Genomic DNA, 15,104 nt, shown 5'->3' on the forward strand with positions numbered 1-15,104 from the left:
TTACACCTTCTCTCTCGTATTCTTCCCCAGGATACCGGAAGGTTTCACAAGCAGCACGATGATCAGGATCGCAAATACCACGGCGTCCTTGATCAGCGACCCGCCGTAGCCGGATACCATGTTCTCGATGACGCCGATGGACATACCGCCGATCATGGCTCCCGGAATACTGCCGATCCCGCCCAGTACGGCGGCGACGAAAGCCTTCAGTCCGGGCATGATGCCCATCAGCGGATTGATGGAATTATAATAAATACCCACAAGAACGCCCGCGGCCCCGGCCAGAGCCGAGCCGATGGCAAAGGTGTAGGATATGGTCTGGTCTACCTTAATGCCCATAAGCTCCGCCGCGTCGCGGTCGATGGATACGGCCCGCATGGCCTTTCCAACCTTGGTCCTATGGACGATATACTGCAGAAAAACCATCAGCAGTACGGTGGTGATAAGTATGTAGATCTGCTGCATCTTTATAATAACGCCGCCGATCTCAAATGAAGCGTTTGACAGCACGTCCGGATAAGACCGGACATCGGCGGTGACAAAAAACATCATAACGTATTCCATTAACAGCGACACTCCGATGGCAGTGATCAGCACCGCGATCCTGGACGCGCTTCTCAATGGCTTGTAGGCCACTTTTTCCGTGACCACGCCCAGCGCCGAACAGGCGATCATGGCTATGATCAGGGCCGGAAAAAAGCCCAGATTTGTGTAAGTCACCACGGCAAATCCCGTGTAAGCGCCTATCATATAGATATCGCCGTGAGCAAAGTTTATCAGTTTGATGATACCGTATACCATCGTATACCCGAGAGCAATGAGCGCGTAGATACTACCCAGTGAGATTCCGTTTACGATCTGCTGCATCAATTGTTCCAAGGCATCCACCCCCCATCTATCAGATAAAACAGGCCGGAACCGAGTCCGGCCTGTTTCACTGTCTGCAATTTTTCAGTATCGATTACATGCTGACACGTTCGGAGGAAGCCTGAGCTCCGTTCTCCAGCTTGATCACCACAACGGCCTTCACAGGGTTGTGATTTTCGTCCATGTCGAAGGAGCCTGTTACTCCGGAGAATCCGGTAGTGGAAGCCAGGGCGTCCTTGATCTTTTCACCGTTCGCTTCGCCCGCTCTCTCGATGGCGTCGGCGATCAGGTAAGCGCAGTCGTAACCCAGAGCGTTGAACGCGTCCGGATCCTTTCCGTACTTGGTCTTGAACGCTTCGATGAACGCCGCTACGGATTCGTCCTTATCCAGCGCGGAGTAGTGATTGGAATAGTAAACGTCGTTCAGAGCGTCCGCTCCCGCCAGTTCGACCAGCTTGGGAGAGTCAAAACCGTCGGCTCCCAGGATAGGAGCGGTAATGCCCAGATCCCGCGCCTGCTTGATGATGAGGCCGGCTTCCTGATAATATCCGGGAAGGAAGATCACATCGAAATCCTTGCCCTTGATCTTTGTCAGGATCCCGCTGAAATCCGTGTCTTTCGCAGTGTAGGCCTGCTCGTCCACGATGGTTCCGCCGCCCGCCTCGAAGGTGGATCTGAAGTTCTTGGCAAGTCCCGCGGCGTAGTCGCTGGAATTATCCTTGATGATGACGGCCTTTGTCGCGCTCAGATTGTTGGCCGAATACTTGGCCATAGCCGTTCCCTGGAAGGAATCGCTGAAGCACAGACGGAAGGTGTAGTCCTTCACCGCCTTGACGTTTCCGTCTTTATCGAAGTCCACGGTCACGTCGTCAGCCGTGGCAGAGCCCGACAGGATCGGGATCTTGTACTGATCGGCCAGAGGTACCTGAGCCTTAAAGTCTCCCGACGTAGCAGGTCCCAGAACCGCGCATACGCCTGATTCGGACATGAGCTTGGTAGCCTGCAGAACGACCTCGGATACGTCGGACTTGTTGTCCACCTTCACCAGCTCCACCTGTTTGCCCAGCACGCCGCCGTTGGCGTTGATCTCTTCAAAAGCCAGCTCGATGCCGTCCACAGAGCTCTGTCCATACGTTGCCACATCTCCGGAAAGCTCGTAGTTGACTCCTACCTTGATGGTATCGCCGGAAGCTCCGCCGTTATCGGCACCGCCTGCATCGCCGCCGCTGCCGCTGTCTCCTCCGCAGCCTGTCAGCGCGCCTACCGCCATCAGAGACGCCAGAGCGACTGCCATCCACTTTGTCTTTTTCATTTCAATGCACCACCTTTTCTTTTTGCAATATAAAGCATTGATAATATCTTAATCCAGCCGACTGTTTATGTCAACATATTTTCCCATATTTTTTTGTTGCCAAGATACAATATACATTATTCTCCCTATTTTCATGTTTTCTCTATCTTTTCCGAGTAAACGGAACGTCGCGGACGGGTCGGACAGCGGCGGGATCCAGCCGCTTTTCCGCGCAAAAAAACGCCGGAGCGCAGCTTTCTTTCAAGCCCGCTCCGGCCCAAGCCGTTGTGGTATTTTTTCCTGTCTATCTCAGAGACTCCGCGATCTCTTTCGTGATCTTCAGGTATTCGTCAATATCCTCCGCTCCGTGACAGTGGAGCGGCGATACTCTCAGCGCGCCGTCCATGCCGAAAGATCCCAGGATGCGGTCAAAGAACATGCTGGACATGGGCGTCTCTCTCAGAATGACGCCCCGCCGCTCGTATTCTTTCACGATCTCCCCGTGATCCGCACCCTCGAAGACCACCGGCACGATCAGATCGCGGTTCGTCAGGTCCCTGCAGTCCGGGCACACCTTCACGCCGGAGATATGACGAAGTCCGGGAACGCTCTCCGTGCCGTCCAGCATCCGCTCCAGCAGTCCTTTCTCGTGAAGGCCGATCCGCTTCATCCCCTCCTCAAAAAGCTCCCGCCGTCCCTGGGACTGCGTAAACCGGCTCCCCAGCCAGCAGACGTAATTGACGATCTCCGTGATCGAGGCCATCTGCATGGGGACCGGGCTGCCCAGCCGCCACTCGTTTTGCGGCTTGCGGATCACCTTGTGGTGCGGCAGATTGGCCAGCCGGTCGGAGAGATACCCCACGCCGATGCCGCGGCATCCGAAAAATTTGTAGGGGCCGAAGTTCATGCCGTCCACCGGAGCTTTTTCCACGTCGAAGATCCCGTGGGCCGCGTGCTGGACGCCGTCCACCACAATGTACAGATCCGGTTTGATATCCCGTGCCATCCGGACGATCTTTTCGATATTCATAGCCGCGCCGCTGAAATTGGAGGCGTGCATGACGCTGAGCAGCACCGTGTCCCTGTCGATGAGCTTCACGATGTCCTCCGCCTCCACGCCGCCGGTCTCATTGCTGGTGTCCGCCACCCGCAGTTCCTTGCCGTACTTGTCGGCGTAGTAGTTCACCGCGTCGAAGGCGGAGGGGTGCTCCAGAGCCGTGGTGACCATGTTGGTCCCCTCCACGTTCTGAACGATGGTGCGGACCATGTTGAACATCACCTGAGTGGCTGTCAGATCCGTGGCGATGACGCCGCTCTTCGCGTTGAAGATCACGCGGATATCCTCCATGCCCCTGTTCAGGATATCGTTGAGCCACCTGGCCGAATGGTGATCCCGGTCGGGACAGTCGGGGTACGCGTCTTTGTCCGATCCCGCCTCCACCGCGGCCTTCAGGCGGTAGGAGCCGCCGGCGTTTTCAAAAAACAGCCGCTTCGCTCCGATGTGCGGATCGCAGTCTACATAATAGAAGCGATCTTTTATCTCCTTCTGCAGTTCTGCAGAAAACAATTCTTTTTCATACATATTCATTCATCCTTCCGTTAGTCATCCAGAGCCTTCATCGCCATGGGATCCACATCGCTGTAGCAGACGTCGTAATCCAGCTCTTTCTCGGTCTTGGCGATGACGATGCTACAGACGGAGTCGCCCATGACATTCAGCACGGTCTTAAACATATCCGTGAAGCGGTCGATGCCCACGATCAGCGCGATAGCCTCCAGCGGGAATCCAACAGACTGAAGAACCACCACCAGAGTGACCATGACCACCCCCGGCATACCCGGAGAACCGATGACGGCCAGAGTGGCCGTGATGCAGATGGTCAGCAGCATGGGGAAGGTCAGGTCGATATTGTAGAGCTGAGCCACGAAGACCGCGGTCATGCCCTGCATGATGGAACTGCCGTCCATGTTGATGGTGCAGCCCAGCGGGATGGTAAAGCCTGCGATCTTGTTGGACACGCCCATGCTGCGCAGGAACCCGATGGAATACGGGATCGTGGCGTTGGAAGAGGACGTGGAGAACGGGATGATGGCGATCTTTGAATACTTCTTCAGGAAGGCCGAGGGCTTCACGCCGGCTCCGAAGTAGAGCAGCGGCAGATAGATCACAGCGGCGAAGAATACGAACAGGCCGATCTCGCAGACTGCGTACTTGGCCAGAGCAAAGATGACCTCATAACCCAGGTTGACCACGGTCTTGGCCATCAGGCAGAACACGCCGTAGGGCGTCACTTCCATGACGATGTCCACGATGCGCAGCATCACGTGACCCAGGGAATCGATAAAGTTTCTCATGGGCTCCGCCTTCTTTCCCACAAGGCTGATGGCGATGCCGAAGAAAGTGGCGAAGATGACGATATGGATCATGCTGCCGTTTGCCATGGACTGCACGATGTTGGAGGGGATCATGGAGAGCAGCGTGTCGGCAACGGAAACGTCCGTAGCCTCAGCCACGCTCTCCAGTTCCATGGAACCCACGTCAAATCCCACGCCCGGTTTGAGGACCATTCCTCCCACGATGCCGATGATAGTCGCAAATACAGAAGTACATAAATAAATTCCGATTGATTTGGATCCGATCCTTCCCACCTGCTTCACATCCGAAGCGGAAGAAATACCCATGACCAGGGTGGCGAACACGAAGGGAACGATGGTCATTTTGATCAGTGTGAGATAACCGTCTCCCACAAAGTGAAACAGGCCGCCCACCAGCACGTCGTCACGGAAGCCTCCTTCCGGAACCAGCATCAGGATCACTAATCCGGCGATCAGTCCCAGCAGTACGCCTAAGATCGATTTTGCGCCCAGGGACATCTTTTTGTTGTTTTCCAGCGTTGTCATTTCAGATCTCCTTTCATTTTACTTCCCTTGATTTTCAGCGAGTGTTATCGCGTAGTCTATTGCGTTTACCAGGCTGATCTCGTTCTGCACTCCCTGTCCGGCGTGGCCGAAGGCCGTGCCGTGGTCCACGGAGCTTCTGATGATGGGCAGTCCCAGCGTGATGTTCACGCCGCTCACCGCCCCCCACTTTCCTTTTTCTTTATCGTATACAAAGCCCAGCACCTTCAGCGGAATGTGCCCCTGATCGTGGTACATGGCCACCACGATATCGTACCAGCCGCCCCGGGCTTTGGAAAACAGAGAATCAGGAGGGATCGGTCCCTCCGCTGCAATACCCTCGGCCCTGACCTGCTCCAGAGCGGGTATGATCTCCTCGATCTCCTCTCTGCCGAAGAGACCGTTCTCCCCTGCGTGGGGATTCAGACCGGCCACCCCGATCCGCGGCGACTGAATGCCCAGACGCAGGCAGGCGTCCCGGGCGATGCGGATCACGTCGCAGACCCGGTCCTTCTTCACTCTGTCGCAGGCTTCCCGCAGAGAAACGTGGGTGGAGACGTGGACCACCCGAAGATCTTCGTGGGCCAGCATCATGGTGTATTTGTCCGTCTTCGTAAGATCCGCATAGATCTCCGTGTGCCCCGAATAATGATGGCCAGCCAGGTTGATGGCTTCCTTGTTCAGCGCGTTCGTCACCGTGGCGTCGATCCTGCCGTCCATGGCCAGTCCGATGACGGTCTTCACACACTGAAAGGCCGCTTCCCCGCACATGGCGGAGACCCTGCCGTATTCAAATCTGCTCATGTCCACCAGATCCAGGTGATAGACGTCGATGGTACCCCACCGGTACGCTCCCTCTTCCGGATCGCTCACCCGGTTGACCTTCAGCTCCTGGGCGCCGAGGATGCGGATCGAGTCCTCGATCATCTTCGCGTCGCCTACCACCAGCGGCCTGCAGCGCCGGTACAGCTCCGGATCTCTCAGAGCCTTCACCGTGATCTCCGGCCCGCAGCCTGCTGGATCTCCCATGGTGATTCCAATTAACGGCCGTTTCATCGCCTTCCTCCTCTCTGTCTATATGACCTTTTCATAGATAGCCCTGATATCTTCCGCAGAGAGCTCTTTGCAGTTGTTCACCAGCAGTCTCTGCTGCTGTCCCGCCGCTTCCACCAGAAAATCCAGATCCCCGGGCGTAATGCCGAACTCCTGCAGACTTACAGGAATATTGGTGCCGCTGACGATCTCCGCGATCCGGTCGATCATACGCTGCGCTTTCTCTTCCACCGCTTTCTGTGAGAGTTCAGGTTCCACCGCGTCGCACAGCGCCGCCAGCCGATCCGCGCAGCCGTCCTTGTTGAACGCCATCACGTGAGCGAAAAGAATGGCGTTGGACACGCCGTGGGCGATGTGATACTTCCCTCCCAGCGGATAAGACAGCGCGTGAACCGCCGTAGTGCCGGAACCGGTGATGGCTGCTCCGCCGTAAAAGGCCCCCAGAAGCATGGCGTTTTTCGCCTCCATGTCGTCGGGATCCGAGTATGCCTTCTGAATGTTATTCATGATCAGCGCGGCGGAAGCCAGCGCGTAGGTATCGCTGAAGGGCGTGGCTTTCTTCGAGGTGTAGCACTCCACCGCGTGAGCCAGCGCGTCCACGCCGGTGGCCGCCACGATGGCTTTCGGAAGCCTGGCGATCATATCGCCGTCCAGGATGACGTAGTCGGGGATCATCTGCGCAGATACGATGCCTTTTTTCGTGTCCTCCTCGGGGATGGCCACGATAGCGTTGCAGGTAGCCTCCGATCCCGTTCCGCAGGTGGTGGGGATCATGACGGTCTTTCTCTGCTTTTTTGCCAGCTCCGGCGATTCCAGCAGATCCTTTACATCATATCCGGCCCCCAGAATGACGCTGCACAGCTTCGCCGCGTCCATGACGCTTCCGCCGCCCACAGCCAGTATCAGGCGCTGTCCCGCCCCCTCCGCCGTCCGGGCCTCATCTGCCACCCGCTGCACATCCGCTGCGGCGGGCTCGGCGGTGAGATCGTCGATGACGGCGCAGTCCGCCCCTTCTTCCCGTATCATGTCCAGGACGCCGTCGCACAATCCTGCTCCGCGCACGCCCCTGTCGGTAAACAGGAGGACGCCCTCCCGCCCGTGGGAGCGGACGAGCTCCCTGACTTTGGAAATACTTCCGCACCCGCCGTAGACCGCGGAGGGGATCTTTATCTCATACGTGCTCATTTTCCTTCTCCTTTTTCTGTCCTTCAATGTGATCCAATATTTCAAGCAGCGTCTCTTCGCCGCCGAAGCCGCCCGACTTCGTAATGATGCAGATGCCGGCTCCCTGACCGCCGATCAGTCTGCCTGCGGGCACCCCCGGCATGATCTCGTACAGGATCTCGATCCCCGCCGCGCCCACCGCCTGGCATATCTGCTGGGAGGTATCGCCGCCTACGGAGATGATCACATCGGCCCGGCGCCGGGAAAAGACCTTTCTGATCACATTTCCCAGACTGTCCGCGATCTGTTTCGCCCTGCCGTATTCCTGCTCCTTTTCCTTGAGCACGAATCCGCTCTCTCCAAAGAGACTGTCTACGGCAGTGATCACGGCGCAGCTTCCCTCCTGCCATTTGCGCAGGATCTGCTCCGCGCACCGGTCTTCTGCCTCCCGGGCTCCTCCCTGCAGGATCTCCTGCGTATCCAGCAGCACCAGAGGAAGCCCCTTTTCCACGGCTCTTCTTACCTGGGCCGCAGTCTCCTGACACCTGGACCCCACCACCGCCAGAACATCCGTTCCTGAGGGAATATCAGCCGCCGCCCGGTCCCGCTGGCGCGGCCGCAGCTGCTTGGCCAGTCCCGCGGAACCGCACATCACACAGCGCTCCCCCGCCGCCTCCGCCTCTTCCGCTGCCTCCGCCACGATCCTCAGATCCTCGTCTGTCTCAGAATCCAGCACGAATACCTGAACCCCGCTCTGCCTGCGGGCCTTTATGTAATCGTAAAGGCTTTCCGCACCGCTCCTCACCCGGCCGATGCTCACAGCTTCCACCTTTCGCTTCATCGTGGCGGAAAATAGCTCCGGTACGGAAAATTCACGATCCCCTACCCGCAGGATCCCATCTACGATCTTTCTGCCGGTCTCCGGAAAACTGGGAGCCGCCAGAGCTACGTCGAATCCCGCCGCGTCCATGACCGCCTCCAGCTCCGGCCCCGGGTTTCCCCGGAGCACCGAGTCCATTTTCTTATATATCTCAACTCCGGGCCGATACAGTTCCTTCGTGATCCGATAGACTTTGTCGTATGCCGATGGGCCGCACAGCGGCCGCGTGTCTGAATTCACCGATACTACGTCGTATTCCTCAGGCATGTGCTCATCGGCAGCGGGAACTGCTCCGGGACAGGAGACACACACCATAGCAGAATATCCGTTCTTTCTGTACTGCACCGCGGTGTCGCTGGCCCCCGTCAAATCATCCGCTATGATTAACAATACGATACCTCCTTTCAACCAAACTGATTGTTACTAACGCAAGAATCGCGCCAACTCTGCGCTCTTCGACATTATTTCGGGCAGTTTATGAATATACGGATATTTTGGCTGCGTCCCGCTTTTAGCGCAGAAAAAAAACAGGTGCTTTTCCTATTACACTTACAAAAGCTGATCACACCTGTTTTTCTCCGGCCAACACGTTTTATTTCATTATAGTTTCAAAAAGAAACTTTTGATGTATTACTTTGAAACATCAGTTTGATCCGTTCCAGTTTGCAACATATCAGATCTGTGCTCCGTCTCTTCGCTGCCTTCCTGCTCCCCCGCTCCGGCGGCGCCGCGGTACTTTCTCAGTTTCCTCCATAATGTGGATCGATTGATCTTCAATATGGCGCAAGTCTCTCCCGTGGATCCGCCGGTGGCTTCATACACTTTTAATATATAGCGGCTTTCCACCTCTTCCAGACTGGAAAGTCCGGATCTGCAGACTGCGCCGTTCTCTCCGCCGTCCCCGCCGGTCTCCCCCCGCTCAAGATCCCCGCCCCCTGCGGGTCCCGCCCCGGCCGGATCTCCGTCTTTTCTCCCCCGTCCCTGCGCGTCTGATTCCGCGCCTTCTCCTTTCCGGCTGATCTCCGCCAGCCGGATGGTCCTGTCGTCGCAGAGGATCACCGCCCGCTCGATCATTCCCTTCAGTTCCCGCGCGTTCCCCTCGTAATCATAGGAAGAGAGATAGGTCATGGCTTTTTCGCTGAATCCCTCGATCTGTTTGGAATAGCGCCGGCAGAAGATCCTCAGAAAATGAAATGCCAGGACCTCAATGTCCTCCCTGCGCTCATTCAGCGGCGGCACATAGAAAGACAGTGGATTGATCCGGTAAAGCAGATCCCGTCGGAACGTTCCCTCACGCACCATCTCCGTCAGTTCCCGGTTGGTGGCGCAGACGATGCGCACATCCAGAGGAATGATCTTGTCGTCCCCCAGCCTCATGATCTCCCGTTCCTGAATGACGCGGAGCAGCCGCCCCTGCAGCGTTGTAGGCAGCTCGCTGATCTCGTCCAGAAATATGGTGCCGCCGTGGGCCAGTTCAAACACGCCGGCCTTTCCGCCGGGCCGGCTTCCCGTAAACGCGCCCTCCACATAGCCGAACAGTTCGCTTTCTATGATGGTCTCAGGCAGGGCCGCACAGTTGATCGCCACAAAAGGCCCCGTTCGGCGGCGGCTTTCGTTGTGGATGCTCTGGGCAAAGAGCTCCTTTCCCACCCCGGACTGGCCCTGGATGAGAATGTCGGAGTCGTAACGGCTGAATTTCTTCGCCATGGCGATACAGCGCCCCACCTGTTCGCTGCGGTAGATGATCGAATCGAAGGTGTATTTTGCCACAAAGCCCTTTTCCATCAGCTTTGCGCGGACTTTCTTCTCCATGCTCTGCAGGGATGCCACTTCCTGAAAAACCGCCACCGTCCCCCTGTCTTCGTTGTTGACGGAGACGGGAACCAGACTCACCGTCGTCTGCCTGTTGTTCAGCTGCCGCAGCTCGTCGATCTGCGTCTGTTTCTCACGCAGCTTCGGAAACAGCGGCTTCAGCACTTCGATCTCATCCGCCCGGCGGTCGATGATCTCTTCCTTTTTTACCCCCAGTATCTTTTCGGCCACGGAATTGCAGACCAGGATCCGATTGCTCTCATCCGTGGATACCACGCCGTCGTGCACGTAGTCGATGACCGCCATGTTGCGCTTCGCCCGCTCCTGCTCCAGATTGGAGGCCATGAGAATACGCTGGGCTTCCTCGATGGCGTTGCGGATCACCTCTTCCCCGCTCTCAAGCAGATAACACGGATAGCCGGATCTTTCACAGATCCGTTCGACCACCGCGTCGCCCACAAAGGTACGGATCCCTTTGTCGACGCATTCCTGTATCCTGACCCGGGGATCCTCCCCCTGTTCCAGATTGACCTGCGTCACGTTCTTTCTGACGGCTTCGATCATCTTATATCCAAATATGACATTGTTATAGCCGATAATGGCCACAGGTTCGTCTCGCCCGATGATATTCTTCATATTGTCCAGAATATCGTAGGCGCTGATCTTTATCTCCACAGCCGGGGCTTTGACCGCGCTGCTGATCTCCGTGAAGGTCCCGCCCCGGGAGATCAGTACCCTCGCGCCTTCCTCCACCGCCTGGACGGCCAGCTGCACCCCTTCCTGCAGATCTCCCCGCACCACCTGGACATTCTCGTATTTTTCTTTCCCGATGATCTCGTTTGCCAGCAGCACCATAGCCTTATACGGCGCGATGAGAACGATATCTTTCATTTGAATTATCCTCTTATCTATTTTATTTCCTTACGTTCTGCAGACAGACTCCTATATCCTGTACGGCTGTGATCTCAGGGACGCCCGTGAACGCCTGTGAACGCCCCGCCGCGGATCCTGTTCTTTCATTTTACATCTCCGGGGCGCAGGCATCAAACAGTTTTCTCAAAATTTCAGCGCCCGCGCTCTTTTCCGCAGGAACCGCGATCAGAGGAACCGCGATTAGAGGAACCGCGTTGAAAATGCAAAGAGAGCGGGCTTGACGCCCGCTCTCTCAGATCTGTTTATACTGTTTTAACATAGCCTGACGGCCAGCCCTGATCCTCCGCGTCCCGCAGTGGATTACAGCAGTCCTCCGAACTGTACGAACAGAGGTGCGAATACCACGGCAACGATGGTCATGAGCTTGATCAGGATGTTGATGGAGGGACCGGAGGTATCCTTGAAGGGATCGCCCACCGTATCGCCTACAACGGCCGCCTTATGGGTCTCGCTGCCCTTGCCGCCGTACACGCCGCTCTCAACATACTTTTTCGCGTTGTCCCAGGCGCCGCCTGCGTTGGCCATCATGATAGCCAGCAGTACGCCGGAAGCCAGCGCTCCGGCCAGCATACCGCCCAGAGCTGCGGTTCCCATGATGAAACCGACGGCCAGCGGAGCGATAACGGCCAGGAGACCGGGAGCGACCATCTCGCGAAGAGCCGCGCCGGTGGAGATATCTACGCATCTGGCATAATCAGGCTTGGATGTACCAGCCATGATGCCTTTGTCTTCTCTGAACTGTCTTCTTACTTCTTCGATCATCTGGTTTGCCGCCTTGCCCACGGAGTTCATGGTCATCGCGGAGAACGCGAAGGGCAGCATGGCACCGATGAAGATACCCGCGATAACGGCCGGGTTCAGCAGATCGATGTTGGTCAGGTTCGCTACCTGGGAATAGGATGCGAACAGCGCCAGGGCCGTCAGAGCGGCGGAACCGATGGCAAATCCTTTTCCGATAGCAGCCGTGGTGTTTCCTACGGAGTCCAGCGTATCGGTGATGTTTCTCACTTCGTGGGGCAGCTCCGCCATCTCGGCGATGCCGCCGGCGTTGTCGGAGACCGGACCGTAAGCGTCCACGGCAACGGTCATACCGGCTGTGGAAAGCATACCCACCGCAGCCAGAGCGATCCCGTACAGACCCGCGGAAGCGTTAGCGATCAGAATACCCACTGCGATGATCAGGATCGGCCATACGGTGGAAAGCATGCCCACGCCCAGGCCGCTGATGATGGTGGTAGCGGCGCCGGTCTGAGACTGCTCCGCGATCCCTTTTACATATTTGTAATCGGCGGAAGTATAGATCTCCGTGATCTTTCCGATGGCAGTACCTACGATCAGACCGGAGATGACAGCCACCGCACAGTTAAAGTTCTTGAAGAACACGTTGCTCAGCACCAGAGATACCACGATGACCAGCGCTGCGCTCAGATAAGTTCCCATATTCAGCGCTTTCGCAGGGTTTGATTTCTCGTCGCCCTTGACGAACATGATCCCCACGATAGAAGCCAGAATGCCTACGGCGGAGAGAACCAGCGGGAATACGGAACCCTCCAGCGGGGGAAGCTCGAAAGCGTCTCCGAACATCGGCGTGATGTTGGGGATGATGACCGCCAGCGTGATGGCGGAGATGATGGAACCTACGTAGGACTCGAACAGGTCGGACCCCATGCCGGCGACGTCGCCTACATTGTCGCCCACGTTATCCGCGATAACGGCCGGATTTCTCGGGTCGTCCTCGGGGATCCCCGCTTCGACTTTACCAACCAGGTCTGCGCCCACATCGGCCGCCTTGGTATAGATACCGCCGCCCACACGGCCAAACAGCGCCATGGAGGAAGCTCCCAGTCCAAAACCGGTGATGTATTCCGCAGTCATTTCAACGCCCAGGAATGCAAACGCCGCGCCGACGCCCAACAGTCCCAGACCAACCACGCACAGACCCATAACGGCGCCGCTTCTGAAAGCAACTTTCAGCGCCTTGTTCATGCCGCCTTCTCTGGCTGCGTTGGCTGTTCTGACGTTGCCCTTTGTGGCAACTCTCATGCCGCAGTAGCCCGCCAGCACGGAGAACAGAGCTCCGACCAGATACAGAGCCGCGGTGATGGGATGGATCCCGATCGCCAGAATTACGACCAATACTACGATAACGATGATCATCGTCTTGTACTCTCTTCTCAGGAAGGCCATTGCACCTTCACGGATGTACCCGGAAATTTCTTTCATGCGATCATTTCCTTCGTCAACCTTCGTGATCCAGGACGAGAGTGCATAGGCGACGATCAGAGCAATTATGCCGACTACAGGTGCGACAAATGCCATACTTTCCATAATAGTTTTCGTCCTCCTTCGCATTTCCACCAATCAAATATTAAGAGGCGTATCCACAACACCTCTTAATCAATTAACCGGTTTTCAATTAATAAATGTATAAATCAGTTCATTGAGCATGGCGCGCCGCATTACTCAATAGCAACCAAAATCAGGGAGCAGATAATAAACACGATCGCTCCGCCGGCTGTGATCTTGCTCAGGATCGCCTCGTAACCCTGGCTCTTTTTCTTTCCGAACAGCTGCTCAGCGCCGCCGCTGATGGAACCGGACAGTCCCGCGCTGTTTCCGGACTGAAGCAGAATACTTGCGATCAGCACAAGGCTTGCAACAGCCAGCAATATCATTAACGCCATTTTCATCGTTACACCTCCTCTGCCGGACGAACGCGAAGCCGCAAACAACGCATCCGTTTAATTAACTTCTAGAGTTTACCACAATCATGTCCAAAAATCAAGAAAAATTTCAGCCTGCGGCTCCGAAAGGCCCTGAAATTTCGGGCCCTGAGGTTCCGCAGGCTGTGAAAGGCGCCCGGCGGGCGCCATCCATGTCTTCCCCCGTCTGACGCCGGAAGGATTCCACGCTATTTTCTGAGGTTATAGAACGCCTTTTCACCCGCGTACTGAGCGGAATCGCCCAGCAGTTCTTCCAGGCGGAGCAGCTGGTTGTACTTCGCGATACGGTCGGTTCTGGAAAGCGAACCGGTCTTGATCTGGCCCGCATTCAGACCTACGACGATGTCGGCGATGGTCACGTCCTCCGTCTCGCCGGAGCGGTGAGACACCACGGCGGTGTAACCGGCTTTCTTGGCCATCTCGATGGCGTCGAAAGTCTCGGTCAGCGTGCCGATCTGGTTCACTTTGATGAGAATGGAGTTGGCCACGCCCATCCGGATCCCCTCTTCCAGACGTTCGGTGTTGGTGACGAACAGATCGTCCCCCACCAGCTGGACCTTATGGCCCAGGCGTTCCGTCAGCAGCTTCCAGCCTTCCCAGTCGTCCTCCGCCAGACCGTCCTCAATGGAGATGACGGGATATTTTTCCGTCAGCATCTCGTAGTAGGCGACCATCTCTTCGGCCGTGCGGGAAACGCCCTCGCCCTTCAGATTATAGATCTTCTTTTCCCCGTCGTACATCTCGGACGCCGCCACGTCCAGCGCCAGTTTTATGTCCTCGCCGGCTTTGTAGCCCGCTTTTTCAATGGCTTCCAGGATCACGAGAATGGCCTCCTCGTTGGTGGCCAGATTCGGTGCGAAGCCGCCCTCGTCGCCCACCGCGGTGTTCAGTCCCTTGGCCTTGAGCACGGCTTTCAGGCTGTGGAACACTTCCGCGCCCATGCGCAGCCCTTCACGGAAGGATCCGGCTCCCACCGGCATCACCATGAATTCCTGAATATCCACGGTGTTGTCCGCGTGCTCGCCGCCGTTGAGAATATTCATCATGGGCGTGGGCAGCACCTTTCCGTTTACGCCGCCCAGATACTGAAACAGCGGAAGTCCCAGGCTGTCTGCCGCCGCGTGGGCCGTGGCCATGGATACGGCCAGAATGGCGTTGGCTCCCAGCTTCCCTTTGTTGGGCGTGCCGTCCAGCTCGATGAGGGTCTGATCCAGTCCCACCTGATCGAAAGCGTCCATTCCGATGATCTCCTCGGCGATGATATCGTTCACATTGTCCACCGCCTTTGTGACGCCCTTGCCCAGATAGCGGCCCTTATCGCCGTCCCGCAGCTCCACCGCCTCGTGAACGCCTGTGGACGCCCCGGACGGAACGATCGCTCTGCCGGACCCGCCGTCGTCCAGAAACACTTCCACCTCTACGGTGGGATTGCCCCTTGAATCAAGAACCTCTCTCGCCAGTACATCTTCAATAAAAGCCATTT

General features: G+C 56.8%; 11 protein-coding genes. All 11 read right to left on the bottom strand.

The genetic code is table 11. From position 1 onward, the window contains the following. A complete protein-coding gene (locus E0E37_RS15975) occupies positions 1-879 on the bottom strand; it encodes a branched-chain amino acid ABC transporter permease (RefSeq protein WP_130863975.1) in 879 nt (292 codons plus the stop codon). Positions 880-961: 82 nt separating this feature from the next. After that, the gene (locus tag E0E37_RS15980; protein WP_130863976.1) at positions 962-2,179 is read right to left on the bottom strand and encodes an ABC transporter substrate-binding protein; all 1,218 of its coding nucleotides are present in this window, start codon (positions 2,177-2,179) and stop codon (positions 962-964) included. Between the two features lie 283 nt (positions 2,180-2,462). Beyond that, the gene (locus E0E37_RS15985) at positions 2,463-3,740 is read right to left on the bottom strand and encodes an aminotransferase class V-fold PLP-dependent enzyme (RefSeq protein ID WP_246019761.1); all 1,278 of its coding nucleotides are present in this window, start codon (positions 3,738-3,740) and stop codon (positions 2,463-2,465) included. 17 nt (positions 3,741-3,757) lie between these two features. Beyond that, entirely contained in the window at positions 3,758-5,059 is a 1,302-nt protein-coding gene (locus tag E0E37_RS15990) for a dicarboxylate/amino acid:cation symporter (RefSeq protein WP_130863978.1), read from the bottom strand. 18 nt (positions 5,060-5,077) lie between these two features. Beyond that, a complete protein-coding gene (gene pdxA / locus E0E37_RS15995) occupies positions 5,078-6,112 on the bottom strand; it encodes a 4-hydroxythreonine-4-phosphate dehydrogenase PdxA (protein WP_130863979.1) in 1,035 nt (344 codons plus the stop codon). A gap of 18 nt (positions 6,113-6,130) precedes the next feature. Next, complete coding sequence (locus E0E37_RS16000) at positions 6,131-7,294, bottom strand: iron-containing alcohol dehydrogenase (RefSeq protein WP_130863980.1); 1,164 nt, start codon at positions 7,292-7,294, stop codon at positions 6,131-6,133. After that, complete coding sequence (locus E0E37_RS16005) at positions 7,281-8,543, bottom strand: four-carbon acid sugar kinase family protein (protein WP_165445404.1); 1,263 nt, start codon at positions 8,541-8,543, stop codon at positions 7,281-7,283. The genes E0E37_RS16000 and E0E37_RS16005 overlap by 14 nt, the downstream gene beginning before the upstream one ends. 240 nt (positions 8,544-8,783) lie before the next feature. Next, a complete protein-coding gene (locus E0E37_RS16010) occupies positions 8,784-10,856 on the bottom strand; it encodes a sigma 54-interacting transcriptional regulator (RefSeq protein WP_130863982.1) in 2,073 nt (690 codons plus the stop codon). Positions 10,857-11,198: 342 nt separating this feature from the next. Then, positions 11,199-13,226 (bottom strand): sodium-translocating pyrophosphatase, encoded by a 2,028-nt coding sequence (locus E0E37_RS16015; protein ID WP_130863983.1) that lies wholly within the window; start codon positions 13,224-13,226, stop codon positions 11,199-11,201. Positions 13,227-13,357: 131 nt separating this feature from the next. Beyond that, entirely contained in the window at positions 13,358-13,588 is a 231-nt protein-coding gene (gene secG / locus E0E37_RS16020; protein WP_130863984.1) for a preprotein translocase subunit SecG, read from the bottom strand. Positions 13,589-13,809: 221 nt separating this feature from the next. Beyond that, complete coding sequence (gene eno / locus E0E37_RS16025; protein WP_130863985.1) at positions 13,810-15,102, bottom strand: phosphopyruvate hydratase; 1,293 nt, start codon at positions 15,100-15,102, stop codon at positions 13,810-13,812. Positions 15,103-15,104 lie beyond the last annotated feature (2 nt).

It is taken from the genome of Bacilliculturomica massiliensis (assembly GCF_900605495.1).
In the GTDB taxonomy this organism is placed as follows: domain Bacteria; phylum Bacillota; class Clostridia; order Peptostreptococcales; family Anaerovoracaceae; genus Bacilliculturomica; species Bacilliculturomica massiliensis.

Coding starts and splice junctions, on each gene's coding strand:
- E0E37_RS15980 (WP_130863976.1), bottom strand. CDS start 2,179: ATGAAAAAGACAAAGTGGATGGCAGTCGCTCTGGCGTCTCTGATGGCG.
- E0E37_RS15985 (WP_246019761.1), bottom strand. CDS start 3,740: ATGTATGAAAAAGAATTGTTTTCTGCAGAACTGCAGAAGGAGATAAAA.
- E0E37_RS15990 (WP_130863978.1), bottom strand. CDS start 5,059: ATGACAACGCTGGAAAACAACAAAAAGATGTCCCTGGGCGCAAAATCG.
- pdxA (WP_130863979.1), bottom strand. CDS start 6,112: ATGAAACGGCCGTTAATTGGAATCACCATGGGAGATCCAGCAGGCTGC.
- E0E37_RS16000 (WP_130863980.1), bottom strand. CDS start 7,294: ATGAGCACGTATGAGATAAAGATCCCCTCCGCGGTCTACGGCGGGTGC.
- E0E37_RS16010 (WP_130863982.1), bottom strand. CDS start 10,856: ATGAAAGATATCGTTCTCATCGCGCCGTATAAGGCTATGGTGCTGCTG.
- E0E37_RS16015 (WP_130863983.1), bottom strand. CDS start 13,226: ATGGAAAGTATGGCATTTGTCGCACCTGTAGTCGGCATAATTGCTCTG.
- secG (WP_130863984.1), bottom strand. CDS start 13,588: ATGAAAATGGCGTTAATGATATTGCTGGCTGTTGCAAGCCTTGTGCTG.
- eno (WP_130863985.1), bottom strand. CDS start 15,102: ATGGCTTTTATTGAAGATGTACTGGCGAGAGAGGTTCTTGATTCAAGG.